Origin of the sequence: Bradyrhizobium diazoefficiens (genome assembly GCF_016616235.1) — a bacterium.
In the GTDB taxonomy this organism is placed as follows: Bacteria; Pseudomonadota; Alphaproteobacteria; order Rhizobiales; family Xanthobacteraceae; genus Bradyrhizobium; species Bradyrhizobium diazoefficiens_H.
The window spans coordinates 5567057-5591891 of the sequence record NZ_CP067100.1 but is presented as its reverse complement, the minus strand read 5'-3'; the positions used below and the strand labels follow the sequence as shown (position 1 = coordinate 5591891).

At 64.3% G+C, this 24835-nt stretch carries 20 protein-coding genes and 1 pseudogene; 12 read left to right on the top strand and 9 right to left on the bottom strand.

Annotation, left to right across the window (positions count from 1 at the left end; translation table 11 throughout):
- Window positions 1-15: 15 nt before the first annotated feature.
- The 4 genes from JJB99_RS26625 (at window position 16) to JJB99_RS26610 (ending at window position 3627) form a co-directional block, all read left to right on the top strand.
- A complete protein-coding gene (locus tag JJB99_RS26625) occupies window positions 16-804 on the top strand; it encodes an enoyl-CoA hydratase/isomerase (RefSeq protein ID WP_200495217.1) in 789 nt (262 codons plus the stop codon).
- Window positions 801-1787 (top strand): phosphotransferase family protein, encoded by a 987-nt coding sequence (locus tag JJB99_RS26620; protein WP_200495216.1) that lies wholly within the window; start codon window positions 801-803, stop codon window positions 1785-1787. The genes JJB99_RS26625 and JJB99_RS26620 overlap by 4 nt, the downstream gene beginning before the upstream one ends.
- A 2-nt stretch (window positions 1788-1789) precedes the next feature.
- Window positions 1790-2167, top strand: coding sequence for a DUF6285 domain-containing protein (locus JJB99_RS26615; RefSeq protein ID WP_200495215.1), 378 nt, complete (start codon window positions 1790-1792; stop codon window positions 2165-2167).
- Between the two features lie 95 nt (window positions 2168-2262).
- Window positions 2263-3627 carry an IS30 family transposase gene (locus JJB99_RS26610; RefSeq protein WP_210347628.1) on the top strand — a complete coding sequence of 455 codons (1365 nt, stop codon included), beginning with the start codon at window positions 2263-2265 and terminating at the stop codon, window positions 3625-3627.
- 128 nt (window positions 3628-3755) lie between these two features.
- Here the strand turns inward: JJB99_RS26610 and JJB99_RS26605 are convergent, their stop codons facing one another.
- The gene (locus tag JJB99_RS26605) at window positions 3756-4535 is read right to left on the bottom strand and encodes an enoyl-CoA hydratase-related protein (protein ID WP_200495214.1); all 780 of its coding nucleotides are present in this window, start codon (window positions 4533-4535) and stop codon (window positions 3756-3758) included.
- Window positions 4536-4744: 209 nt separating this feature from the next.
- Between JJB99_RS26605 and JJB99_RS26600 the strand changes: the two genes are divergently transcribed.
- On the top strand, window positions 4745-6019 hold the full coding sequence (locus JJB99_RS26600; protein ID WP_200495213.1) for an acyl-CoA dehydrogenase family protein: 1275 nt from the start codon (window positions 4745-4747) through the stop codon (window positions 6017-6019).
- A gap of 126 nt (window positions 6020-6145) precedes the next feature.
- Here the strand turns inward: JJB99_RS26600 and JJB99_RS26595 are convergent, their stop codons facing one another.
- A complete protein-coding gene (locus JJB99_RS26595) occupies window positions 6146-7726 on the bottom strand; it encodes a fatty acid--CoA ligase (protein ID WP_200495212.1) in 1581 nt (526 codons plus the stop codon).
- Between the two features lie 227 nt (window positions 7727-7953).
- Window positions 7954-8825 (bottom strand): annotated as a pseudogene (locus tag JJB99_RS26590) (SDR family oxidoreductase).
- A gap of 115 nt (window positions 8826-8940) precedes the next feature.
- Here JJB99_RS26590 and JJB99_RS26585 point away from each other — a divergent pair.
- On the top strand, window positions 8941-9750 hold the full coding sequence (locus JJB99_RS26585; RefSeq protein WP_200495211.1) for a crotonase/enoyl-CoA hydratase family protein: 810 nt from the start codon (window positions 8941-8943) through the stop codon (window positions 9748-9750).
- 128 nt (window positions 9751-9878) lie between these two features.
- Window positions 9879-11423 (top strand): acyl-CoA synthetase, encoded by a 1545-nt coding sequence (locus tag JJB99_RS26580; protein ID WP_200495210.1) that lies wholly within the window; start codon window positions 9879-9881, stop codon window positions 11421-11423.
- 149 nt (window positions 11424-11572) lie between these two features.
- On the opposite strand, the gene glgX is transcribed toward JJB99_RS26580, so the two are convergent.
- A complete protein-coding gene (gene glgX, locus JJB99_RS26575; protein WP_200495209.1) occupies window positions 11573-13690 on the bottom strand; it encodes a glycogen debranching protein GlgX in 2118 nt (705 codons plus the stop codon).
- Window positions 13691-13898: 208 nt separating this feature from the next.
- Between glgX and JJB99_RS26570 the strand changes: the two genes are divergently transcribed.
- On the top strand, window positions 13899-14303 hold the full coding sequence (locus tag JJB99_RS26570) for a YccF domain-containing protein (protein WP_200495208.1): 405 nt from the start codon (window positions 13899-13901) through the stop codon (window positions 14301-14303).
- A 12-nt stretch (window positions 14304-14315) separates the two neighbouring features.
- Here the strand turns inward: JJB99_RS26570 and JJB99_RS26565 are convergent, their stop codons facing one another.
- On the bottom strand, window positions 14316-14618 hold the full coding sequence (locus JJB99_RS26565) for a hypothetical protein (RefSeq protein WP_200495207.1): 303 nt from the start codon (window positions 14616-14618) through the stop codon (window positions 14316-14318).
- 317 nt (window positions 14619-14935) lie between these two features.
- Between JJB99_RS26565 and ppc the strand changes: the two genes are divergently transcribed.
- Window positions 14936-17725 carry a phosphoenolpyruvate carboxylase gene (gene ppc / locus JJB99_RS26560; protein ID WP_200495206.1) on the top strand — a complete coding sequence of 930 codons (2790 nt, stop codon included), beginning with the start codon at window positions 14936-14938 and terminating at the stop codon, window positions 17723-17725.
- A 140-nt stretch (window positions 17726-17865) separates the two neighbouring features.
- Here the strand turns inward: ppc and JJB99_RS26555 are convergent, their stop codons facing one another.
- From JJB99_RS26555 to JJB99_RS26540, 4 genes are all read right to left on the bottom strand, one after another.
- The gene (locus JJB99_RS26555; protein ID WP_200495205.1) at window positions 17866-18978 is read right to left on the bottom strand and encodes an SMP-30/gluconolactonase/LRE family protein; all 1113 of its coding nucleotides are present in this window, start codon (window positions 18976-18978) and stop codon (window positions 17866-17868) included.
- A 129-nt stretch (window positions 18979-19107) separates the two neighbouring features.
- The gene (locus JJB99_RS26550) at window positions 19108-20022 is read right to left on the bottom strand and encodes an SDR family oxidoreductase (protein WP_200495204.1); all 915 of its coding nucleotides are present in this window, start codon (window positions 20020-20022) and stop codon (window positions 19108-19110) included.
- A gap of 145 nt (window positions 20023-20167) precedes the next feature.
- Window positions 20168-21307, bottom strand: coding sequence for a thiolase C-terminal domain-containing protein (locus JJB99_RS26545; protein ID WP_200495203.1), 1140 nt, complete (start codon window positions 21305-21307; stop codon window positions 20168-20170).
- A gap of 3 nt (window positions 21308-21310) precedes the next feature.
- On the bottom strand, window positions 21311-21724 hold the full coding sequence (locus tag JJB99_RS26540) for a Zn-ribbon domain-containing OB-fold protein (RefSeq protein WP_200495202.1): 414 nt from the start codon (window positions 21722-21724) through the stop codon (window positions 21311-21313).
- Window positions 21725-21902: 178 nt separating this feature from the next.
- Between JJB99_RS26540 and JJB99_RS26535 the strand changes: the two genes are divergently transcribed.
- The 3 genes from JJB99_RS26535 (at window position 21903) to JJB99_RS26525 (ending at window position 24832) form a co-directional block, all read left to right on the top strand.
- Window positions 21903-23252, top strand: coding sequence for an amidase (locus JJB99_RS26535; RefSeq protein ID WP_200495201.1), 1350 nt, complete (start codon window positions 21903-21905; stop codon window positions 23250-23252).
- Window positions 23245-23931, top strand: coding sequence for a DUF2848 domain-containing protein (locus JJB99_RS26530; protein ID WP_200495200.1), 687 nt, complete (start codon window positions 23245-23247; stop codon window positions 23929-23931). Before JJB99_RS26535 ends, JJB99_RS26530 begins: the two co-directional genes overlap by 8 nt.
- A gap of 154 nt (window positions 23932-24085) precedes the next feature.
- On the top strand, window positions 24086-24832 hold the full coding sequence (locus JJB99_RS26525; RefSeq protein ID WP_200495199.1) for a 2OG-Fe(II) oxygenase: 747 nt from the start codon (window positions 24086-24088) through the stop codon (window positions 24830-24832).
- Window positions 24833-24835 lie beyond the last annotated feature (3 nt).

The following is a 24835-nucleotide window of genomic DNA, read 5'->3' as shown; positions in this document are numbered from 1 at the left end:
GGCTGAGAGGAAACCATGCAGTTCAAACATGTCACGCTCGATTTCGATGGCTCGGTCGCAATCCTCAGGCTCGACCATCAGGAGGTGATGAACGCGGTCTCCGTCGACATGCTCGGCGGCCTTGCCGAGGCGCTCGACGCCATCGAGGAGAAGAAGGACGAGGTGCGCTGCGTCGTGCTGACCGGCGCGGGGCGGGCGTTCTGCACCGGCGCGAACCTGCAAGGCCGCAACAGCCAGTCGAAGAAGACCAAGGCCGGCCTGACGCTGGAGACCGGTTTCCATCCGTTCCTGCGCCGCATCCGCAACCTGCATTGCCCCATCGTCACCGCGGTCAATGGGCCGGCGGCGGGTGCCGGCATGAGCTTCGCGCTGCTCGGCGACATGATCCTGTGCGCGCGGTCCTCCTACTTCCTTCAGGCGTTCCGCCGCATCGGCCTCGCGCCGGATTGCGGGTCGACGTGGCTGCTGCCGCGCCTGGTCGGCCGGGCGCGTTCGATCGAATTGTCGCTGATGGGCGAGCGGCTGCCGGCCGAAAAGGCGCTGGAATGGGGCCTCGTCAACCGCGTCTACGACGATGGCGTGCTGATGGAGGAGGCGATGAAGCTCGCGCGCGATCTCGCGAGCGGCCCGACGGTGGCGCTGTCGCTGATCCGCAAACTGTACTGGGACAGCCCGGAAAATTCCTTCGAGGACCAGCTCAATCTCGAATTCCAGTGCCAGCTCCGTGCCGGCGATACGGATGATTTCCGCGAAGGTGTCGGCGCGTTCCTGGAGAAGCGTCCGGCGCAGTTCAAAGGCAAATGATCGAGGCGGAGCTTTCGCGCAGCGTCCGGCGCTGGTGCAAAGGCGCGACCGGCGCGACCTCCGCGGCAAAGCTGTCCGGCGGCGCCAGTCAGGAGACCTGGCGCTTCGACATCGTGCATCCCGATGGGCCGATCGGCGCCATCCTGCGCCGATCGCCGAAGGGCTATGGCGCCGCGCCGACGCGTGCGGCGGGCCTCGCTGCCGAGGCGCAGTTGATGCAACTCGCCTATGAGGCCGGCGTACCGTCACCGCGCGTGATGCATGTGCTTACGCCGGAGGACGATCTCGGCACCGGATTCATCATGCAGCGCATCGAGGGCGAAACCATCGCCCGCAAGATTCTGCGCGACGATGAATTCGCGGCTGCGCGGCCGCGTCTGGCGCGGCAGATCGGCGGTGTGCTCGCTGGCCTGCACAAGCTGCCGCAGGATAAATTGCCCGCCTTGCGCAGCAGATCGGCGAGCGAGGAGATCGGCGAGTTCGAGCGCGACTATCGGAGCCTCAATTGGCCGAAGCCGGTGTTCGAATTGGCGCTGCGCTGGCTGCGCGACCATGATCCCGGTCCATCGGACGAGACAACGCTGGTGCACGGCGATTTCCGCAACGGCAATCTGGTCATTGGCGCTGACGGGTTGCGTGCCGTGCTCGACTGGGAGCTTGCCCATCTCGGCGATCCCATGGAGGATCTCGGCTGGGTCTGCGTCAACTCCTGGCGCTTTGGCGAGATCGACAAGCCCGCTGGTGGGTTTGGCTCGCGTGAAGAGCTGTTCGCCGGCTACGAGGCGGCAGGCCGCAAGGTCGATGCGGCGCGCGTGACATTTTGGGAAGTGATGGGGACGCTGCGCTGGGGCATCATGTGCGGCGGCATGATGCAGCGGTTTCGCGAGGGGCCGGATCATTCCATGGAGCGCGCCATGATTGGCCGCCGCGCCAGCGAGACCGAGATCGATCTGCTGCGGCTGCTCGCGCCGCGGGGAGGCTAGGCATGCAGGACGAACCGACACCGATCGAGCTGACCAAGACCGTCGCCGATTTCCTCCGGGGCGACATCATGCCACTGATCTCTGGTCATCAGGCATTCAAGCTGCGCGTCGCGATCAACATCCTCGACCTCGTCACGCGGCAGCTGACGCAGGAGGCGGGGAGCGACGCAAAGGAAGTCGAGCGGCTGCGCGCGCTGCTCAGCATGGATGGATCGGTGATCGAGCTCAACCGCGCGCTCGCCGAGCGCATTGCGAAAGGCGAAGTCGATCTCGCAACGCCGGGCCTCGCCGAGCATCTGTGGCAGACGACAATGGATAAGCTCGCAGTCGATCAGCCGAACTATGCATCCTACAAGCGCGAGCTGGGGCGAGGCGGGTAGGCGACGCTCCACACTCGCTGTCATCGCCCGACTTGATCGGGCGATCCAGGGCGGCTTCAACCGCTCGTCGCAACACTTCAGCAAAGGAGGTTGCGATGGAGAACTATGTGCGATCAGGTCGGCCCCGAGAGGCCCTACGAAGGCATTACAGACCGTTCTGGGCTGCGATTGCTTCGGGACGATCGAGCGAGGATGCTGCGGTTGAGGCCGGGGTGTCGCCGGCGATCGGAGTACGCTGGTTCCGGAGGGCAGGCGGTATGCCGCCAACACATTTATCGCGGTCGTCCAAGCCTGCATCGGAGCGCTACCTCTCGTTCGCGGAACGTGAGGAGATTGCCATCCTGCGTGCACAGGGTCATGGGGTGCGAGCCATCGCTCGTCGGCTCGATCGGCCTCCATGCACGATCTCTCGTGAACTCCGGCGCAATGTGGCGCGCCGCCACGGTGCTCCAGAGTACCGAGCGACCACAGCACAATGGCACGCTGATCGGTCTGCCCGACGGCCCAAGTTGGCGAAGTTGGCCGTCAATCCGGCCCTGCGGGATTATGTGCAGGACAGGCTTGCCGGTATGATCGCCAAGCCGGACGGGGAACTCCTCGTTGGCCCGAAGGTCGTGTGGAAGGGACGCCGGGCTGTGCATCGGCAAAACCGACGCTGGGCGAGGGCATGGAGCCCCGAACAGATTTCTCGGCGACTTCGGCTCGACTTTCCCGAGGATGAGGCGATGCGCATCAGTCACGAGGCGATCTATCAGGCGCTTTATGTGCAGGGTCGAGGAGCTTTGCGCCGCGAACTGACGGCCTGCTTGCGCACCGGGCGGGCATTGCGGATGCCGAGAGCGCGCGTCCGTAAAGGCCGAAGCTTCATTCCTTCCGAGATCATGATCAGTCAGCGTCCGGCGGAGGCCGCTGATCGCGCGGTGCCGGGCCACTGGGAAGGTGACCTCATTATGGGTCTGGGAAGCTCCGCGATCGGCACCCTGGTGGAGCGTACGACCCGTTTTACCATCCTGTTGCATCTGCCGCGTATGACGGACCAGGAACGGGAAGCTGGGGTGAAAGGATCTGCACTCGCCGGACATGGCGCTGAAGCCGTGCGCGACGCCATCACCCGCGCAATCTTCACCATGCCCGAGCAACTGCGCCGGTCGCTGACCTGGGATCAAGGAGCTGAGTTGGCTCAGCATGCACGTCTGAGAATTGACGCAGGCGTGCAGGTCTACTTCTGCGACCCTCATAGCCCATGGCAGCGCGGCACCAACGAGAACACCAATGGGTTGCTGCGCCAGTACTTTCCCAAAGGGACCGATCTCAGCATGCACAACGCCGATGACCTTGAGGGCGTCGCTCTTGCTCTCAATACCAGGCCTAGGAAAACCCTAGGCTGGAAAACACCAGCGGAAACTCTCGACCAATTGCTCCGAGTGAGCGATACACAGCGTGTTGCGACGAGCGATTGAATCCGCCCAGTAATCCGAGGTGTCTGCGGTTGACCGAGAAGGCGCGGCGTACTGGATGCCCCGGACAAGCCGGGCATGACAGCGGTGACGTCTGCGCGTCCTTCGCTTTGAGGCGCCCAGGGACGTCGCTACTTCCCCATCCATTGCGGCGGGCGCTTCTCCGCAAACGCCTTCGGACCCTCGATGTAATCCTGCGAGGCCACCATCGCCTTCACCGCCGGATACTCGCGCTGCTCCTCGATCGCCTGCTCCAGCGACACGGCAAGACCCTTCTGAATGGCCTGCTTGGAGGCGCGGATCGACATCGGCGAGTTCTTGGTGATCATCTCCGCCCAGCGCAGCGCAGCCGTGAGGGCCTCGCCCTGGGGCACCACCTCGTTGACGAAGCCGAGTTCAAGGCCTTCCTTGGCGCTGACATGGCGTGCGGTGAGGATCATGCCCATGGCGCGCTTGAGCCCAATCTGCCGCGGCAGGCGATGCAGGCCGCCGGCGAGTGCGGCAAGGCCAACGCGTGGTTCAGGGAGTGCGAAGGTCGCATTCTCGGAGGCGATAATGAGATCGCAGGCGAGCGCAATTTCAAAACCGCCGCCCATGGCGACGCCGTTGACGGCGGCGACGATCGGCTTGTCGCAATCGAACCGCGCGGTGAGGCCGGCAAAGCCGCCTTTGTCCCAGCCGCGTTTGCCGCCAGCCGCCTGCCACTTCAGATCGTTGCCGGCGCAGAACGCCTTGTCGCCGGCGCCGGTGACGATCGCGACCCACTGTTCGGGATCGGCGGAGAAATCGTCAAACACCTTGTTGAGCTCGAAATGTGCGTCGATGTGCAGCGCGTTGTAGACCTCGGGACGCGACAGCGTGACGATCGTGATCGGCCCCTTGCGCTCCACCCTTGAGAATTTCAGCTCCATCGCGCGCTCCCGCAGTTTCTTGTGAAGGAATATTGGTGACATACTAGCGCGCCTCAGTGCCTGAGCACCATCGAATTGCGCGGGCGCGCCTTGCGCCTCTGGCACGTCTCGGCTTGCTTGACTTGCGCGCGCTCTTCTCACCTTAATCGTGCGAAGCAAAAAGCGCGCTAGCGCCTTAACGCAAACAATAAATCATCCGGGAGAGAACCGTGGATTTCGCATTACCTGCCGATCTCATCACCTATCTCGGAGAGCTCGACCGTTTCATCGAACGCGAGATCAAGCCGCTGGAGGAGGCCGACGACAACATCCGCTTCTTCGATCATCGCCGCGAATGGGCGCGCACCGATTTCGAGAATGGCGGCTTGCCGCGGCACGAATGGGAAGCGCTGCTGCGCAAGGCCAAGGATCTCGCCGACGCCGCCGGCCATCTGCGCTTTCCAGTGCCGAAGCAATATGGCGGCAAGGACGGCTCCAATCTCTGGATGGCCGTGATCCGCGAGCACTTTGCCGCAAAAGGTCTCGGCCTGCATAACGACCTGCAGAACGAGCATTCCATCGTCGGCAACTTTCCCGTCGTCACCATGCTCGACCGCTATGGAAGCGATGACCAGAAGGCGATGATCGACGGCTCGATTGGGGGCAAGTACCGCATCACCTTTGGCCTCACCGAGCCGCATCACGGCTCGGACGCGACCCACATGGAGACGCGCGCGGTGCCGGCTGTCCGCGACAACGTCAAGGGCTGGATCATCAACGGCGAGAAGATGTGGACCACAGGCATGCACGTCGCCACCCATTGCGCGCTGTTCGCGCGCACGTCGGGCAATGACGGCGATGCCCGCGGCATCACCTGCTTCCTGGTGCCCGCCAAGAGCCACGGCGTCAGGATCGAAGAGTACATGTGGACCTTCAACATGCCGACCGACCACCCGCGCGTCAGCTTTACGGACGTGTTCGTGCCGGAGGATGCGCAGTTCGGCGAGGTCGGTCGCGGCCTGTCGCTGGCGCAATGCTTCGTGCACCAGAACCGTATTCGCCAGGCGGCGAGCTCGCTCGGCGCAGCGGTCTACTGCATCAACGAAAGCGTGAAATACGCGCGCGAGCGAAAGCCGTTTGGGAGGGCACTGGCCGAGAACCAGGCGATCCAGTTCCCGCTGGTCGAACTCGCCACGCAAACCGAGATGCTGCGCCTGTTGATCCGCAAGACCGCCTGGGAGATGGACCAGCTCACCGAGGAGCAGATCGAGCGCACGCTCTCTGATCGCGTCTCGATGTGCAATTACTGGGCAAACCGCCTCTGCTGCGAATCCGCCGACCGCGCCATGCAGGTCCACGGCGGCATGGGCTATTCGCGCCACAAACCATTCGAGCACATCTACCGGCATCACCGTCGCTACCGCATCACCGAAGGCAGCGAGGAGATCCAGATGCGCAAGGTGGCGGGGTTTTTGTTCGGGTATATGGGGCCGGGGAAGCATTAGCTGTTGTTGCTAAGCTCCGCTGTCGTAGGGTGTGCAAAGCGAAGCGTGCCCACCATTACTGCTGAAGGCGCGGAAGAATGGTGGGTACGGCGCATTGCGCCTTTGCCCACCCTACGGCACCACGGATCAATTCACCCGTCGGTCCTTCCCCGCCCAATACGGCTCTCGCAATTGCCGCCGCAAGATCTTGCCGCTCGGATTCCTCGGCAGCGCCGGCAGGAATTCCACACTCTTCGGGGTCTTGTAGCCGGCGATGCGCTCGCGGGTGAAGTTGATGATGTCGGTTGCGGTGGCCTGCTTGCCCGGCTTCATCACCACCACCGCCTTCACCGCCTCGCCCCATTTGTCGTCGGGCACGCCGATCACGGCGGCTTCGGCGACATCAGGATGATCGCAGAGCGCGCTCTCGACCTCGGCCGGATAGATGTTCTCGCCACCGGAGATGATCATGTCCTTGATGCGGTCGTGGATATAGAGATAGCCGTCCTCGTCCATGTAGCCGGCATCGCCGGTGCGCAGCCAGCCGTCGCTGCGCAGCGTCGCGGCGGTTGCCTCCGGCAAATTCCAGTAACCGGCCATGTTGGAGCCCGAGCGCGTCGCGATCTCGCCGACCTCACGCGGCGGCAACGGCTTGCCGTCGGCGTCGAGGATCGCGATCTCGACACCGGGCAGCGCCTTGCCGGCCGAGCGCATCCGCTCCAGCCCCTCGACGTGATCCTCCGGCGGCAGCGCGACGATGGTGCCGGTCGTCTCGGTCATGCCGTACATCTGCACGAAGCCGCATTTGAAGATTTCGATGCATTCCTTCAGCAGTGCCGCCGGGATCGGCGAGGCGCCGTAGAGCATGTATTTCAGCCGCGAGAAGTCGACCGTCCTGGCGCGCGGCTGCCGCACCACGAACTGCATCGCCGCCGGCACCATGAACAGTTTTGTGATGCCTGACTGCTCGAAGAAATCGAGCACCTTGGTTGGATCGAATTCGCGCGCGATGACGCCGCGGGCGCCGTGATAGAGCCCCATCACGCCCCAGCCGGAGCCGCCGATGTGGAAGATCGGCATCGCCACCAGCGAGACATCGTCGGTCGTCCACCGGTTCCACTCCGGCTTGTCGTCGGCATTGCCGGTCTGCACGAGGTTGAGGAAGTTCGCGTGGCTGAGCATCGCGCCCTTCGGCTTTCCTGTTGTGCCCGAGGTGTAGAGCTGAATGGCGATGTCCTTCGTATCGATCGGCACCTTCGGATCGTCGCCGCTCTGCGCATCGCGCCATGCTGTGAAATCCTGCCATTCTGGCGCACCGCCCTCGGTGGTGATGATGGTGCGCAGGCCCGGAATCTGATCCCTGATCTGGCGGACCAGTGAGATGAACTCCGGTCCGACGAACAGCACCGGCGCCTTGCAATCGGCAACGATGAAGGCGACCTCCGGCCCCGCGAGGCGCCAGTTCACCGGCGCCATCACGACGCCGGCCTTCATCGCGCCCATCAGCAGCTCGAAATAGAGGTCGCTGTTCTTGCCGAGATAGGCGATGCGGTCGTCCTTCCTCACGCCCATCGCGATCAGGGCATTCGCGACCTTGTTGGTCCTGACGTCGAACTCGGCGAAGCTGGTGAGGCGGCCCTCGAATTCAAAAGCGATGGCGTCGCCGCGACTCGTCGCGCGCTCGCGCACCATGTCGGCGAGGTTCGCCAATGGTTGTGTGGTGGACATGTCTCTCCCGTGGCGTCTGTTTTTTATGCCGCGGAGTTTGGCGCCATCCGCGGGTGAAGACAAGATGGGAGTCTGGCTGTCGTCCCGGACGCGCTGCGGCGCTCTTGCGCTGCTGCGCAGAGCCGCGACCCATGCTGTTTTTGGATGAGGCGAGAACTGGGCCCCGGCTCTGCAGCGCACCACGCCGAAGGCGGCGCACTGCGCTGCGTCCGGGGCACAAGAGAGCATCATCCCCGCTTCGCCCGGTCCTTCTCGTTCTGCGCCATGATGCTCTCGCGCGCGGCTTTCCAGTCGTCGTCGCTCCAGTCGCGGAGCTGGTAGAAATTGCCGCCCATCGCCAGCGCCTGGGCGCCGTCCATGGCGATGGTCTCGCCATTGATCCAGTCGCAGCCGCCGGAGATCAGGAATACCGCGAGGTTCTGCAATTCCTCCATGGTGCCGACGCGGCCCATCGGGTTCAACGCCTTGGTGCGCGCACCGGCCTCATCGCCCGGCTTGATCCGCTTGCTCATGCCCTCGGTCGGGATCTCGCCCGGCGCGATGGTGTTGAGGCGGATGCCGTAGCGGCCCCATTCGGTCGCAAGCGACATCGTCATGGCGTGGATCGCCGATTTGCTCATTGCCGACGGCACCACATAGGGCGAGCCGTTGCGCACCCAGGTCACCGTGATCGAGACCACGTTGCCGGGCTGCTTCAACGCGATCCAGCGCTTGCCGACCGCATGCGTCACATAGAACGTGCCGTGCATGACGATCTGGCGACGGCATCGAAGCCGCGCGGCGACAGCTCCTCGCTGCGCGAGATGAAATTGCCGGCGGCGTTGTTGATGAGGTCGGTGAGGGGGCCATCGCGAAAGATGGTCTCGATCATCTCCTCGACGGCGAGCGCGTTGCGGATGTCGACGCCGTGGCTGGTGACGCGGCCGCCATACTGGTCCATCAGTTCGGTCGCGGTCTCGTCGCACACGATCTTGCGCCGGCCACAGATGTGCACCTCGGCGCCGAGCTGAAGGAAGCGCGCCGCCATGGACTTGCCGAGCCCGGTGCCGCCGCCGGTCACGAGAATGCGCCGTCCCGCCAGAAGATTTTCCTTGAACATGGCTGTTTCCCCCGTACGGATTGTCAGTTAATTGGTCGATTGACTAAATCCGGCCGTCAGCTTTCTGTAAAGCGGCACCGAACAAGAACAGGCAAGAACAGGGGAGAATTCATCCATGGAAGAGCGCGTCTCGATCTCGATCTCGGAAGGTGTCGCCGATGTGCGCCTGGTGCGCGCCGACAAGATGAATGCGCTGGATCAGGCGATGTTCGAGGCCCTTGTGGCGGCAACCGAGCGGCTTTCGCAGGAAAAAGCCGTGCGCGCCGTGGTGCTATCAGGCGAAGGCCGCGCCTTCTGCGCCGGTCTCGACATGGGGCGTTTTGCCGCCATGAAGGAGAAGGGCGGCAACGGAATTCCGGGTGGCGAAAATCGCGATCTGACCAAGCGCACGCACGGCCAGGCGAACTTTCCGCAACAGGCGGTGTGGGGCTGGCGCCAGCTTCCGGTGCCGGTGATCGCAGCCGTGCACGGCGTCGCCTTCGGCGGCGGCTTTCAGCTCTCGCTCGGCGCCGACATGCGCTTTCTCAGCGCCGATGCGCGGATGTCGGTGATGGAGATCAAATGGGGCCTCGTCCCTGACATGGCGGGCACGCCGATCCTGGCGAGCCTCGTCCGCGACGACATCTTGCGCGATCTCACCTATACGGGGCGCATCTTCTCCGCGCAGGAGGCGATGACCTATGGCCTCGCCACGCGCATCTGCGACGATCCGCGCGCGGCCGCGCTCGAGGTCGCCCGCGAGATCGCCGGCAAGAGTCCCGATGCGATCCGCGCCGCGAAGCGATTGCTGAATAATATCTCGGTCGATCCGGGGCCGGCCCTGCTCGCCGAGTCCGTCGAGCAGCAGAAGCTGATCGGCAGTGCGAACCAGACCGAGGCAGTGCGTGCCAATCTCGAGAAGCGCGCGCCGAAGTTTGCGGATTAGTGCGGACCTCATCCCGAGGAGTCGCGAATCGGCGTCTCGAGGGATGGGCTACGGGCTCTCATGGTTCGAGACGGCGCTTTGCGCCTCCTCACCATGAGGATCAACTTCAAAACACGAAGAAAAACAAAATGAGCGAAACGTCCCAATTTCTCGGCATCGTCTCCGGCGAGCGCCGCCGTTCTCATGCCGAAGTCGCCGCCCGCGCCGACCGCATCGCGTCCGGCCTCGTCCAGATCGGCGTCAAGCAAGGCGATTGCGTCTGCATGCTGATGCGTAACGACATCGCCTTCCTGGAAGCTGCCTACGCCGCGATGCGGCTTGGGGCTTATGGTGTTCCGATCAACTGGCACTTCAAGCCGGAGGAGATCAACTACATCCTGAAAGACTCCGGCACGTCCGTGCTGATCGGTCACGCCGACATGCTGCACGCCCTGCGCGATGCGATTCCGAAAGGCGTCACCGTGCTCAGCGTACCGACGCCGCCGGAGATCCTGTCCAACTACAAGATCGATCGCGATCATCTGGCGACGCCGGACTTTGCGATCGATTTTGAGTCCTGGCTCGCGCGATACCAGCCCTATGACGGCCCGGTCGTGCCGCAGCCGATGAACATGATCTACACGTCAGGAACCACCGGCCATCCCAAAGGCGTGCGCCGCGCCGCGCCGACGCCGGAGCAGCAGGCCGCGGGCGAGCGCATGCGCGCGATGATTTACGGGCTGAAGCCCGGCGCCCGCGCGCTGCTGCCGGGCCCGCTCTATCACTCCGCGCCGAATTCGTTCGGCATCCGCGCCGGAAAACTCGGCGGCGCGCTGGTGCTGATGCCGCGCTTCGAGCCGGAAGATTTTTTGAAGCTGATCGAGCGCTACAAAATCGACACCATCTTCATGGTGCCGACCATGTTCATCCGCCTGATGAAGCTGCCGGAGGAGGTGCGCAAGACATACGACATCTCCTCGCTCCGCCACGTCATCCATGCCGCAGCGCCGTGTCCGGCTGATGTCAAGCGCGCCATGATCGAGTGGTGGGGGCCGGTGATCTACGAATTCTACGGCTCGACCGAGTCCAGCGCTGTCACCTTCGCGACATCAGAGGACGCACTGAAGAAGCCCGGCACCGTCGGGAAGATCTCGCCCGGCGCCGAACTGCGCTTCATCGGCGAGGAAGGACGCGTGCTGGGCGTCGGCGAGATCGGCGAGATCTATTCCCGCATGGCGGCGCTCGCCGACTTCACCTATCACAACAAGCCCGAGAAGCGCGCCGAGATCGACCGCGATGGCTTCATCACCTCCGGCGATGTCGGCTATATCGACGAGGACGGCTACGTCTTCATTTGCGACCGCAAGCGGGACATGGTGATTTCAGGCGGCGTCAACATCTATCCGGCCGAGATCGAATCGGTGCTGCACGCCGTGCCCGGCGTGCATGATTGCGCCGTGTTCGGCATCCCCGATGCCGAATTCGGCGAAGCGCTGATGGCGGTGGTCGAACCGCAAGCCGGCGTCACGCTCGATGCGGCCGAGATCCGCGCGCGGCTGAAGGGCTCGCTGGCCGACTACAAAGTGCCGAAGCACATCGAGATTCGCGAGAGTCTGCCGCGCGAAGACTCCGGAAAAATTTTCAAGCGCCGCCTGCGCGATCCCTATTGGGAGCAGGCCGGGCGGAAGATCTGACAATTCGATGAGAACCCGTAGGGTGGGCTAAGCGAAGCGTGCCCACAAATTCGCTTGCGGAAACAGATGGTGGGCACGGCGCAAGCGCGCCTTTGCCCATCCTACGAGACTGACACAGGTTGCGGGAGCGCAGGCCGTGTCCGCCGCCTCTAAACAAGCTCCCCGCCAACAAACAGCAGGAACGACCGGCCCGGCACCTTGTAGATGCCGTCGAACTCGAACCGCGCGCCGGATCCTCCGTCGGCGGCATTGGTGTCGAGCAGCAATGACCAGCACGGGCCGGCCGTGGTGTGCGGCAGCTTGAAGTCGACCTCGCCCTCATAGCTGTTGAGGATGATGAGCACGCTGTCGTCCTCGCCATGGCGCGCGATCGCCGTCTTGCGCGCGCGGCCGTCGAGGACGACGCCAAAGCATTTCAGCCAGCCGCTCTCCCAGTCGGCGCTCGACATCTCGCTGCCATTGGCATTGACCCAGACGACGTCGCGGATGTCGAGCTTGGTATCGTGGGTGCCAGTGAGAAAGCGGCTGCGGCGCAGGATCGGATAGTCGCGCCGGAGCTGGATCATGCGCTTGGTGAAGGCGAGCAGCTTCTGCGCGTCCTCGCCCAAGCTCCAGTCGAACCAGGAGATGTCGCTGTCCTGGCAATAGGCGTTGTTGTTGCCCCGCTGGGTGCGGCCCAACTCGTCGCCGCCGAGCAGCATCGGCGTTCCCTGCGAGAGCAGCAAGGTCGCCAGCATGTTGCGTTTCTGCCGTTCGCGCAGCGCAAGGATGTCCTTGTCGTCGGTCGGGCCTTCGACGCCGCAATTCCAGGAGCGATTGTTGGAATTGCCGTCGCGGTTGCCCTCGCCATTGGCCTCGTTGTGCTTGTCGTTGTAGCTCGCCCAGTCGTTCAGCGTGAAGCCGTCATGCGCGGTGATGAAGTTGACGCTGGCCCATGAGCGGCGGCCGCCCCAGCGATTGAAAATGTCGCCGGAGCCGAGCAACCGCGTTGCGAGCGCAGAGGGCGGTGCCTCGCCGCGCCAATAATCACGCACGGTGTCGCGAAACCTGTCATTCCACTCGGCCCAGCCCGGCGGGAAGCCGCCGACCTGGTAGCCGCCGGGCCCGCAGTCCCAGGGTTCGGCGATCAGCTTGATGGTCGCGAGCTGCGGATCCTGGTCCATGGCCTTCAAAAATCCGCTCTGCTCGTCGAAGCCGTAGACTTCACGGGCGAGAATGGTGCCGAGATCGAAGCGGAAGCCGTCGATATGCATGTGGCCGGCCCAGTACCGCAAGCTATCCATCACCATCTGGATCACGCGCGGATGCGAGAGGTTGACCGTGTTGCCCGTGCCGGTGTCGTTGACGTAGTAGCGCCGCCGGTCCGGCAGGAGGCGATAGTAGCTGGCATTGTCGATGCCCTTGAAGGACAGCGTCGGGCCGAGCTCGTTGCCCTCGGCGGTGTGGTTGTAGACGACGTCGAGGATCACCTCGAGCCCGGCGCCGTGCAGCTTCGACACCATCTCCTTGAACTCGCGCAGGCTGTTCGGCACGTCCGAGGCGTAGCGCGGGTCGGGCGCGAAGAAGCCGATGGTGTTGTAGCCCCAGTAATTGACGAGGTTCTTCTTCAGGAGGTTGTCGTCGTTGATGAAGGAATGGACCGGCAGCAGCTCGATCGAGGTTACGCCGAGCGATGTCAGATGCGCGATCATCTCGGGCGCCGCGAAGCCGGCATAGGTGCCGCGCAGGTTCTCCGGCACAGCCGGGTGCTTCTTGGTAAAGCCCTTGACGTGGGTTTCGTAGATGATGGTCTCGTCCCAATGCACGTTCTGCCGCGCGGCCTCGGCCTGCCAGTCGAAATCGGGATCGACCACGACGCATTTCGGCATGAACGGCGCGCTGTCGCGCTCGTCGAAGGTGAGATCGTCCCCGGTCTCCATCTTGTAGCCGAACACGGCAGCATTCCAGGTCAGGCTCCCGGCATGCGCGCGGGCGTAGGGATCGAGCAGCAGCTTGTTGGGATTGAAGCGATGACCGGTGTCGGGCTGATAGGGCCCGTAGACGCGGTAGCCGTAGAAGGTGCCGGGACCGACGCCGGCGATGTAGCCGTGAAAGACCTGGTCGGTATATTCCGGCAGCTCGAAGCGGTGGGTCTCGCTGTCGCCCTCGAACAGGCAGACCTCCACCTTGGTGGCGTTGGCGGAAAACACCGCAAAGTTGGTGCCGTTGCCGCTCCAATGGGCACCCAGCGGGTAGGGCAGGCCTTCCTCGATGATGAAATCGGACATGTGAACCCCCAGGCCCCGATGGCCGCGACGGCAACGCCATTGCGTCCGGAATGTTTCAAGCGCCGTGCCAGTCTGGGCGCTGCGTGCGTCAGTTCAATGAAGTGACAGCGGGTGATGCCATTTCGGGCAATCACATCAGCCGGTGGCCGTCTTCGCAGCGACGATTTTCGCACCTATATAGGCGGGGTCATTGACCGCGGATAAAACCATGTCCCCCGTATCCATTCTGCTCAACTTGATCTGGATTCTCATCGGCGGTGCCTGGATGGCATTCGGCTGGATGGTCGCCGCGGTGATCATGGCCGTCACCATCATCGGCCTGCCCTGGGCGCGGGCGGCATTCAACATCGCCATTTACACGCTGCTGCCGTTCGGCTCGCGCGCGGTCAGCCGTGACGAGGTCACCGGCATGAGCGATATCGGCAGCGGCCCGCTCGGGGTGATCGGCAACATCATCTGGTTCGTACTCGCCGGCTGGTGGCTGGCGCTCGGCCACCTCCTGACCGCGCTGATGCTCGCCGTCACCATCATCGGCATTCCCTTCGCCTGGGCCCATCTGAAGCTCGCCGGCATTGCGCTTTGGCCGATCGGCAAGGTAATCGTGCCGGCTTGAGGGGAACTTTGCCTATGCTTCCTCGTTCCCGGTGGGGCACGAATCCAGGCGGAAACGATGAAATGGATGTTGGTGGTCTTGGTAGGAGGCGTATCGCCCGTCAACACCGACCTTGTGTTCGATAAATTCAGTGATTGTCTCGCTGCAGAAGAGCAAATGCGACAGCATTACTCTGATGCGTTCGATGCGTGGGATCGCATGGCTGCGGCAAGAATTGACCGGCGGAGAGACTACAAAAAAGCCCGCGACGTTGAAGCCAAACGGCTGCTGAGTAACGTCGGGACGTGTGTCCCGCATGGCGGCGGCGATCAGCAACCTGTCGCCGTCCCCCAGCAGCAATCTCCCCCCACACCACCCCAGCAACCTTCTGCTACACCATCTCCCTCGCAGCCAACGCCGCGAACCTAGCGGCAGGGATGACTCGTCGCCTGCTGGCCCTCAGCTCAGAGACCCGGTCAGCGACGGGCGAATCGCGCCCAGCGAACGCGCGCGCCGCTGTGTGTGATCCGTCCTGCCCCGGCCAGCCACCCTGCCGCGCCGCCACCAAGTTCATCTTGCACTGCGGCAGAAAAATATCGCACACTCCGCCGTGCCGGGGAGCCATAGGGAGCTCTTGTAAGGGGAGCGAGCCAATGTCCCTCCAGACCGTGTCATCCGACGCCGCCGATCAGCGTCCCAATCGCCCCGAGGATGCTCAGGCGCTGGAAGCCGATGCGCGGCTGCGCGATGACATCCGCCTGCTCGGACGCATCCTCGGCGACACCGTGCGCGACCAGGAGGGAGCCGATGTATTCGACCTGGTCGAGCGCATCCGGCAGACCTCAATCCGGTTCCACCGCGACGAGGACCGGCTCGCCCGCCGCGAGCTCGAACAGATCCTCGACGGCATGTCGATCTCGGAGACGGTGCGGATCGTCCGCGCCTTCAGCTATTTCTCCCACCTCGCCAACATCGCCGAGGACCAGAACAACATCCGCCAGATGCGTGCCGGCAAGGGCGGCGGGTCCGGCGTGCTGGCGGAGACGCTGGCCAAGGCCAAGGCCGCGGGCATCGGCCCCGATGCGCTGCGCAACTTTTTCAAGAACGCGCTGGTCAGCCCAGTGCTGACCGCGCACCCGACCGAGGTCCGCCGCAAGAGCACCATGGACCGCGAGATGGAGGTTGCCGCGCTGCTCGACCGCCGCGAGCGCGTCGCGCTGACCGCGGATGAGGCCGCCGCCAGCGACGAGCAGCTTCGCCGCGAGGTGCTGACCTTGTGGCAGACCAATCTGCTCCGCCGCACCAAGCTCACCGTGCTCGACGAGGTCGCCAACGGCCTGTCGTTCTACGACTACACCTTCCTGCGCGAGGTGCCGCGGCTGATGAACGCGCTGGAAGACCGCCTGGAGGAGGGTGGCGGGCAGGCAGCACACGAGCTCGCCTCGTTCCTGCGCATGGGAAGCTGGATCGGCGGCGATCGCGACGGCAATCCCTTCGTCACCGCCGACGTGATGCGCGGTACGCTGCGGCTGCAGTCGAGCCGCGTGATGCAGTTTTATCTCGAAGAACTGCACGTGCTCGGCTCCGAGCTGTCGATCGCCGCGCATCTCGCCGACGTCTCCGAGGAGCTGCGCACGCTCGCGGAACGCTCGCCGGACACTTCGCCGCATCGAAGCGGCGAGCCCTATCGCCTCGCGGTCTCCGGCATCTATGCGCGCCTCACCGCAACGGCGGAAAAGCTCGAAGTCGAGATCACGCGCCGCCCGGTCGGCAAGGGCAAGCCTTACGAGAGCGTCAGGGAATTGCAGGCCGATCTCGACGTGCTGCACCGCTCGCTGATCTCCAACAACGCCCGCGTTATCGCCCGCGGCCGGCTGCGGCTCTTGCGCCGCGCGGTGGATTGCTTCGGCTTCCATCTGGCGCGGCTCGACATCCGCCAGAACTCGGCCGTGCATGAACGCACCATCGCCGAGCTGATGGACGCCGCCAACCCCGGCATGTCCTATCTCGCGCTCGGCGAGGACGCGCGGATCTCGCTGCTCACCAACGAACTGCGCTCGACGCGCGCACTGGTCTCGCCCTTCGTCAAGTACAGCGACGAGACCATGGGCGAGCTCAACGTCTTCCATGCCGCTGCCGAAGCGCATGCGCGGTTCGGCTCGGATGCGATTCCCCAATGCATCATCTCGATGTGCAAGGGCATGTCCGACATGCTCGAGGTCGCCGTGCTCCTGAAGGAGGTCGGCCTCGTCCATCCCTCCGGCCGCAGCGCCATCAACATCGTGCCGCTGTTCGAGACCATCGAGGATTTGCAGGCCTCCTCGGCGATCATGGACCGCATGCTGTCGCTGCACGATTACCGCCGCCTCGTCGACAGCCGCGGCAGCGTGCAGGAGGTCATGCTCGGCTATTCCGACAGCAACAAGGACGGCGGCTTCGTCACTTCGGGCTGGGAGCTCTACAAGGCCGAGATCGGCCTCGTCGACGTGTTCGAGCGCCATGGCGTGCGCTTACGCCTCTTCCACGGCCGTGGCGGCTCGGTTGGCCGCGGCGGCGGGCCGAGCTACGACGCCATCGTCGCCCAGCCGGGCGGCGCGGTGAACGGCCAGATCCGCATCACCGAGCAGGGCGAGATCATCTCGTCGAAATATTCCAACGCGGAAGTCGGCCGCAACAATCTGGAGATCCTGGCGGCGGCAACGCTGGATGCGAGCCTGTTGCAGCCACGCCAAAGCGCGCCGCGCCGCGAATATCTCGCTGCGATGGATGAGCTGTCGAACCTCGCCTTCAGGGCTTATCGCGGCCTGGTCTATGAGACCGACGGCTTCGTCGACTACTTCTGGGCGTCCACCGTCATCAACGAGATCGCGACCCTGAACATCGGCAGCCGTCCGGCCTCGCGCAAGAAGACCCGCGCGATTGAGGATCTGCGCGCGATTCCCTGGGTGTTCTCATGGGCGCAGTGCCGCCTGATGCTGCCGGGCTGGTACGGTTTTGGCAGCGCAGTCGAGCAATGGATCGCAGAGCATCCAGAGCAGGGCATGCCGTTCCTGAAAGAGCTCTACAGCGAATGGCCGTTCTTCCGCATGCTGCTGTCGAACATGGACATGGTGCTTGCGAAAAGCTCGATCGCGATCGCCTCGCGCTACGCCGAACTCGTGCCGGATGAGGCGCTACGCGAAAAAATCTTCGGCCGCATCCGCCGCGAATGGCATTCCTGCATCGAGACGCTGCTGGACATCATGGGCCAGAACCGGCTGTTGCAGGGCAATCCGCTGCTGGAGCGCTCGGTGCGCCACCGCTTTCCCTATCTCGATCCGCTCAATCACGTGCAGGTCGAGCTCTTGAAGGCGCATCGCGCGCAGAACCCCGACGAGCAGGTGCTGCGCGGGATTCAGCTGACGATCAACGGCATCTCGGCGGGGCTGCGGAATACGGGGTAGGTCGGCGACGCTGTCGCCACACACTCAGCCGTCGTGCCCGGGCTTGTCCCGGGCATCCACGTTTTTCGGAGTTTGTGGCAAGGCGTGGATGGCCGGGACAAGCCCGGCCATGACGGTGGAGAGGGGCCCAGCCTTCGCCCTCAGCAGAAATGCGCCCCCTGCGTCTCCACATAAACGGCGTAGAGCGACTGGCTCGCGGTCATGAACAGGCGGTTGCGCTTCTTGCCGCCGAAGCAAAGATTGGCGCAGGTCTCCGGCAGCAGGATCTGCCCGATCCGTGCGCCGTCGGTTGGTGCGAACACTTGCACGCCGTCATAGCCCGGCCCGACCCAGCCGGCCCCGACCCAGATGTTGCCCTCGGTGTCGACACGCAGGCCGTCGGGGAAGCCTGACTTGCCGTCGAGCGTCATGTCGATCAGCTTCTTCGGGTTCGACAGCTTCTGGCCGTCGAGATCGTAGGACCACACCACGTTCTTGGCTTCAGGATAATGCGTGATCCCGGTATCGCAGACATAGACCTTTTTGTAATCGTTTGAGAAGGCGATGCCATTCGGTTTGAACGGCTCGTCGGCAACCTTGGTCAATTGACCGGACTGCGCGTCGAGGCGATAGACGGCTTCCTTCTGATACGGTTGCAGCGAGCCGGTGTTGGCGAGCTTGCCCTCATAGATGCTGATCGCGCCGTATCCGGGATCGGTGAACCAGATCGACTTGTCGTTGGGATGCACCACCATGTCGTTCGGCCCGTTCAGCGGCTTGCCATTGGCCTGCTCCGCGAGCGACGTCACGGAGCCATCATGCTCGTAGCGGACGAGGCGCGTCCGCTCGGCGGTGATCTGGCGTCCCTCGGTGTCGAACGAGTTGCCGTTGGCCTCGTTGGACGGCTTGTGGAACTGCTCGGAGATGTGGCCGTCGTCGTCGAGGTAGCGCAGCTGCCGGTTGGCCGGGATGTCGCTCCAGACGAGGTATTGCCCCTGCGCGTTCCACGCCGGCCCTTCCGCCCACAGGCAGCCGGTGTAGAGCCGCTTGATCGCGGTGTTGCCGACCTTGGCTTTGAAGCGCTTGGGATCGATGACGACGATATCAGGATCGGGATAGCGCTGCGGCTCGGCATTGGCGCCGAAGTCGCGGGCGTCGGCCCTTGAGGCGAGCAGGGCGGATGCGGCGACGGTTGCCGCGCCCTTGAGCAGCGTGCGGCGGCCGAGGCCGCCGGTTGCAGTCGTGTCGTCGGAGTTGGTCAGTATTCTTGTCATGGTTTCCTCCCAAAGTTTGTTGGAGGGCCACCATTCGCCCGCATTCAGGCATAAAGCGGGGCGATCTCCGGAGCAGACAACCGGAGATCGCAGGGCAGGGATGCCGGAAATGCGGCTGGACGAATTTTCTTACACGGGATCCCAGGGGAAGATGTCGGCGGAACGGTCGAGCTTGTAGAACGAGCCCTTCAGCGCCGGCATGCCATGTTCCGCGATCGACTGCGGTGTCCAGCCTTCGCTCCGGTGAACCGAGCGCAGCGGGCGATTCTGGCTGAACAGGAACAGCTCGTTCATGCGCGCGCCGAAGATTTGCCCGGTGACGTCCTTGGCAGCGTCGGAGAGCAGATAGGCGCAGATCGGCGCGATCTTCTCCGGCCCCATCTGCTTGATCTTCTCGACACGCGCCTTCTCGGCCTCGGTCTCGGTCGGGATGGTGCCGATCATGCGGGTCCAGGCGAACGGCGAGACGCAGTTCGAACGGACGTTGAAGCGGCCCATGTCGAGCGCGATGGACTTGGAGAGGCCGATGATGCCGAGCTTGGCCGCGGCGTAATTGGCTTGTCCAAAATTGCCGATCAGGCCCGAGGTCGAGGTGAAGTGCACGAACGAGCCGCTCTCCTGCTCGCGGAAGATCCGCGCCGCGGCGTGACTGACATAGAACGAGCCCATCAGATGCACCTTGATGACCGCCTCGAACGCTTCCACGCTCATCTTGTGGAAGATCATGTCGCGCAAGATGCCGGCATTGTTGACGACGCCGTCGAGCCGGCCGAAATGATCGGTGGCGGTCTTCACGATCTTGCTGGCGGGGACGGCCTCGGCCACCGACTCGAAATTGGGGACCGCGATGCCGCCGCGCTTCTTGATCTCCTCGACCACTTCTTCGGCCGGTGACGCGCTCGACCCGGCGCCGTCGGCGGCCACCCCGGGATCGTTGACGACGACCTTGGCGCCCTCGCCAGCGCACAGCAGCGCGATCTCGCGCCCGATGCCGCGGCCTGCGCCGGTGACAATGATGACCTTGTCTTGCAGTGATTTGCTCATGTGGGTTCTCCGCTAGCCGTTCCAAATTCCGCAGTCATTCCGGGGCGCGCCTCTTGGCGCGAGCCCGGAATCCATCTCTCCGCCTCGCTTGCTGCACGATGGATTCCGGGTTCGATGCTGCGCATCGCCCCGGAATGACGGCTCGTTACCTCTCGTTCGTAAACACGATCGTGCCACTGGCCGCGAACATGCCGCCGACGCCGTGGCACACCGAAATCTTCGCGCCCGGCACCTGCGCCGGCGCGATACCCCGCATCTGGCGCACGCTCTCCTGGAGCGCGTACATGCCGTACATGCCGGAATGCATGTAGGAGAGGCCGCCGCCATTGGTGTTGAGCGGCAGCTTTCCGCCCGGGCGCGTGTTGCCGTCCGCGATGAACTTGCCGGTTTCCTCATATGGCATGAAGCCGAGGTCACCGAGGCCGAACAGCGGCAGATGCGCGAAGGCATCATAAATCATGAGATGGTCGACATCCCCGTGCGCGATGCCGGCTTCCTTGAAAGCAAGGGGACCCGCGGTCTTGAACGCGCGCGAGGAATTGAACGTCTCCATCTGGCTGACCATCGGCGTCTCGACGCTCTCGCCGGTGCCCATGATGTAGACGGGCTTGCGCGGAAAATCCCTGGCGCGGTCGGCCGAGGTCAGGATCAGCGCGCCGCCGCCATCGGTGACGAGGCAGCACTGCAGCAGGCGGAACGGATAGGCGATCATGCGCGAGTTGAGGACATCGGCGACCGTGATCGGGTCCTTCATCATTGCGCGCGGATTCTTCGCCGCCCATTCGCGCTGTACGACTGCCACCGACGCCAGCTGCTCGTGCGTGATGCCATAGGTCTTCATGAAGCGCAGCACGGGAATCGGGAACATGCTGGGCGGACCGTAGACGCCGTAGGGCGCCTCGAATTGGCCGTTCAGGCTATCAGCCGGCGTCGAGCGCGGCAGCTTGCCGATCATCGACTTGCCGCTCTCGGCATGGGTGATCAGCACGGTCTTGCACAGGCCGGCCTCGATCGCCGCGGCCGCGTGGCGGACGTGCAGCATGAACGAGCAGCCGCCGACCGAGGTGCCGTCCACCCAGGTCGGCTTGATGCCGAGATAGTGGCAGACCTGCTGCGGCGTTTCGACCGCGGTGGCAAAGCCGTCGATGTCCGAGAGCTTCAGCCCGGCGTCCGCAATGGCATTGAGCGCAGCATCCGCGTGCAGCTGGAGCTGCGAGGCGTTGGGGATGATTCCGAGCTCGGTGGTCTCGGCCGCGCCGACGACGGCAACCTGGTTCTTGCGCATGGTCTATCCCTTCGCCGGACGGAAGACGGGGAGGGTGATCTTGTCGTCGAGCGCCTCGAAGGCGACCTCGAGCTTCATGTCGAGTTCGAGTGCTTCCGGCGTCTGCGGGCAGTCGATGATGTTGCTCATCATCCGCGGCCCCTCGTCGAGCTCGACCACCGCGATGGCGTAGGGCGGCGTGAAGCCGGGCGCGGCGGGCCGGTGGTTGATCACATAGCTGTAGAGGAAGCCCTTGCCGCTCGCCTTGAAGACAGAGACCTTGCGCGAGGCGCAGGAGGGGCAGAACGGGCGCGGCGGGAAATAGACATGCGCGCAGGCATCGCAGCGCTGCAGGCGCAGTTCGCCTGCTTTCGTGCCGTCCCAGAAATGCTGGGTCTCCGGCGTCGGTTTCGGTCGCGCGCGCTGCGGTTCGGCCATCTCGGAACGCCCTCCTCAAGGGCAGGCCTTTGCGCCCGCCTGTTTCGATCTTGATGCGACAATCGACTATGGCGCGTCAACGGTCCAGCAATGCGCATGCATGCCATCATGCGCACAATGCTTGTGTCGAACTGAGCTGGCGCTATAGATTGCGCGCGCAATATTCCGTGAGACAGACATGCCCGATTTTCCGACACTGGCGAAGCTGGCCGAAGACCTCGAAAGCGGCCGCACCACCTCCCGCAAGCTGGTCGAGGCGTGCATCGCCAGGATCGCCGACCCCGCCGGCGAGGGCCAGCGCACCTTCCTCCATGTCGACAAGGACGCCGCGCTGGCGGCCGCGGATGCAATGGATGCCCTGCGCCAGGTCAAGGCGGCGCCGTCGCGCTATGCCGGTATCCCGGTCTCGATCAAGGATCTGTTCGACATCAGGGGCCAGGTGACGCGCGCGGGCTCCCGCGCACTCGACGATTCTGCGCCGGCCGCACAGGATGCCGCGGCCGTGGCTCGGCTGCGCAAGGCCGGCTTCGTCGTGATCGGCCGCACCAACATGACCGAGTTCGCCTATTCCGGCATCGGCATCAATCCGCACTTTGGTACACCTAAAGGCGCCTGGAACCGCGCCGCAGGCCATGTGCCCGGCGGCTCATCCTCAGGCGCCGCAGTGTCCGTGCTCGACGGCATGGCGCATGGCGGGCTCGGCACCGACACCGGCGGCTCCTGCCGCATTCCGGCGGCCTATAACGGCATCGTCGGCTACAAGCCGACGCAGCGCCGCGTGCCGCTCGATGGCTCCGTGCCGCTGTCATTCTCGCTCGACAGCATCGGGCCCTTGGCGCGATCGGTCAGCTGCTGCGCCATACTCGATGCGGTGCTGGCCAATGAGCCGATCGTTCCGTTGAAGCCGCGGCCGATCCAGGGCATGCGGCTGGCGGTGCCCACCACGATCGCGCTCGACGATCTCGATGCGGACGTCGCCGATACTTTCGCGCGTGCGCTGAAGACGCTTGCCGATCGCGGCGCCATCATCGAACGCATCGAGATGGCGGAGTTCCACGACATCGGCCCGATGAATGCCAAGGGCGGTTTTGCGGCTTCCGAAAGCTACGCCTGGCATCGCTATCTCATCACCGCCAAGGGCGACGTCTACGACCCCCGCGTCTATGTGCGCATCATGCGCGGCGAGGCGCAGAGCGCGGCCGACTACATCGATCTCCTCAACGAACGCCGCTCGCTGATCGCCCGCGTCAACGCGCGCATCGCGCCCTATGACGCCCTGGTGCTGCCGACCACGCCCAACACGCCGCCAAAGATCGCCGATCTCGCCGACGACCAGGCATTTGCGCGCGAGAACATCCGTGCCTTGCGCAATTGCAGCCTGATCAACATGATCGACGGCTGCGCGATCTCGCTGCCCGCCCATCGCGAGGGCGAGGTTCCGGTCGGTCTGATGCTGGCCGGCGCGGGCGGCTCCGACCGCCGTATCTTTGAACTTGCTGCCGGCATGGAGGCCGTTGTTCGTGTTTGACCTCACTTTCACCGTCGACGCCCAGGACACCACCACCCCGCTGACCTTGGCGATCGACCGGCTGGTCATCGCCGGCTGGACCGGCCGCGATACGATCGCGCGCGACAAGCACATCGCGGAGCTGGAAGCCATGGGCATCGCCCGGCCGGCCACAACGCCGATCTACTACCGTGCCTCGGCGCGGCGGCTGACCCAGGAAGACAGCATCGAGTGCTGCGGCGGCGATTCCAGCGGCGAGGTCGAGTTCGTGCTGATCGGCTGGCAGGGCCGCATCTTCGTCGGCTGCGGCTCCGACCACACCGACCGCAAGGTCGAGGCTTACAGCGTCACCGTCTCCAAGCAGATGTGCGACAAGCCGGTGGCGTCCACGCTGTGGGAGCTCGAGGACGTCATCGGCCATTGGGACAAGATGATTTTGCGCTCCTACGCCACCATCAACGGCGAGCGCGTGCTCTACCAGGAGGGTACGCTGGACGCGATGCTGCCGGTCACTGAGCTGATCGCGCGCGGCTTTCCGGGTGGCAAGCTCCCCGACGGCTGCGCCATGTTCGGCGGCACGTTTGCGGCCAAGGGCGGCATCCGCCCCGCCGACCGCTTCGAGTTCGAGCTGGAGGATCCCGTGCTGAAGCGCACGATCAAGCACGGCTATGACGTTGTGACGCTGCCGGTGTTGGGTTGATGTCTCTCCGCCGTCATTGCGAGCGAAGCGAAGCAATCCAGACTGGTTCCGCGGAGGGAGCCTGGATGCTTCGTCGCAAGAGCTCCTCACAATGAGGGGGAGGTAGTCGGAAATCGGGTGGCGGCAGAGGGGGCGCATTGCGAAAGTCGCAGCCATGACAGCAACAGCGCGCAAATCATCCCATAAACCATCCGTCGACCTCGCCACCCACGTCAATGCCCTCGACTGGCCGCAAATCACGGCCGAGCTCGACTCCCAAGGCTGCGCCGTTCTGAAAGGCCTGCTGACGCCGGACCAATGTCGCGCCGTCGCCGCGCTCTACCCGGACGATGCGCACTTCCGCAGCCGTATTGTCATGGGCCGCCACGGCTTTGGCCGCGGCGAGTACAAATATTTCTCCTATCCGCTGCCCGAGCTGATCGCTGACCTCCGTCCGGCGCTCTATGCGCACCTGCAAGGCGTCGCCAATCGCTGGAATGAGGCGATGGGGATCGACATCCGCTATCCCGCCGCGCACGCCGCCTTCCTGAAGCGCTGCCACGAGGCAGGCCAGTCGCGGCCGACGCCGCTGCTGCTACAATATGAGGCCGGCGACTTCAATTGCCTGCATCAGGATCTCTATGGCGAGCACGTCTTTCCGCTCCAGGTCGCGATCCTGCTCTCCGAGCCGGGGCGTGACTTCACCGGCGGCGAGTTCGTGCTGACCGAGCAGCGTCCGCGCATGCAGTCTCGCGCCGAAGTGGTTCCGCTGGCGCAGGGCGACGCTGTCGCCTTTGCTGTGCATCATCGTCCGGTGCAAGGGACGCGCGGCACCTACCGCGTTAACATGCGCCATGGCGTCAGCCGGATTCGCTCGGGGCAGCGCCACACACTCGGTGTGATCTTTCATGATGCCGAATGAGCG

Bases quoted from the DNA above. Each gene is read 5' to 3' on its own strand.
- JJB99_RS26625 (WP_200495217.1), top strand. From the start codon at position 16: ATGCAGTTCAAACATGTCACGCTCGATTTCGATGGCTCGGTCGCAATC.
- JJB99_RS26620 (WP_200495216.1), top strand. From the start codon at position 801: ATGATCGAGGCGGAGCTTTCGCGCAGCGTCCGGCGCTGGTGCAAAGGC.
- JJB99_RS26615 (WP_200495215.1), top strand. From the start codon at position 1,790: ATGCAGGACGAACCGACACCGATCGAGCTGACCAAGACCGTCGCCGAT.
- JJB99_RS26610 (WP_210347628.1), top strand. From the start codon at position 2,263: ATGGAGAACTATGTGCGATCAGGTCGGCCCCGAGAGGCCCTACGAAGG.
- JJB99_RS26605 (WP_200495214.1), bottom strand. From the start codon at position 4,535: ATGGAGCTGAAATTCTCAAGGGTGGAGCGCAAGGGGCCGATCACGATC.
- JJB99_RS26595 (WP_200495212.1), bottom strand. From the start codon at position 7,726: ATGTCCACCACACAACCATTGGCGAACCTCGCCGACATGGTGCGCGAG.
- JJB99_RS26585 (WP_200495211.1), top strand. From the start codon at position 8,941: ATGGAAGAGCGCGTCTCGATCTCGATCTCGGAAGGTGTCGCCGATGTG.
- JJB99_RS26580 (WP_200495210.1), top strand. From the start codon at position 9,879: ATGAGCGAAACGTCCCAATTTCTCGGCATCGTCTCCGGCGAGCGCCGC.
- glgX (WP_200495209.1), bottom strand. From the start codon at position 13,690: ATGTCCGATTTCATCATCGAGGAAGGCCTGCCCTACCCGCTGGGTGCC.
- JJB99_RS26570 (WP_200495208.1), top strand. From the start codon at position 13,899: ATGTCCCCCGTATCCATTCTGCTCAACTTGATCTGGATTCTCATCGGC.
- ppc (WP_200495206.1), top strand. From the start codon at position 14,936: ATGTCCCTCCAGACCGTGTCATCCGACGCCGCCGATCAGCGTCCCAAT.
- JJB99_RS26555 (WP_200495205.1), bottom strand. From the start codon at position 18,978: ATGACAAGAATACTGACCAACTCCGACGACACGACTGCAACCGGCGGC.
- JJB99_RS26550 (WP_200495204.1), bottom strand. From the start codon at position 20,022: ATGAGCAAATCACTGCAAGACAAGGTCATCATTGTCACCGGCGCAGGC.
- JJB99_RS26545 (WP_200495203.1), bottom strand. From the start codon at position 21,307: ATGCGCAAGAACCAGGTTGCCGTCGTCGGCGCGGCCGAGACCACCGAG.
- JJB99_RS26540 (WP_200495202.1), bottom strand. From the start codon at position 21,724: ATGGCCGAACCGCAGCGCGCGCGACCGAAACCGACGCCGGAGACCCAG.
- JJB99_RS26535 (WP_200495201.1), top strand. From the start codon at position 21,903: ATGCCCGATTTTCCGACACTGGCGAAGCTGGCCGAAGACCTCGAAAGC.
- JJB99_RS26525 (WP_200495199.1), top strand. From the start codon at position 24,086: ATGACAGCAACAGCGCGCAAATCATCCCATAAACCATCCGTCGACCTC.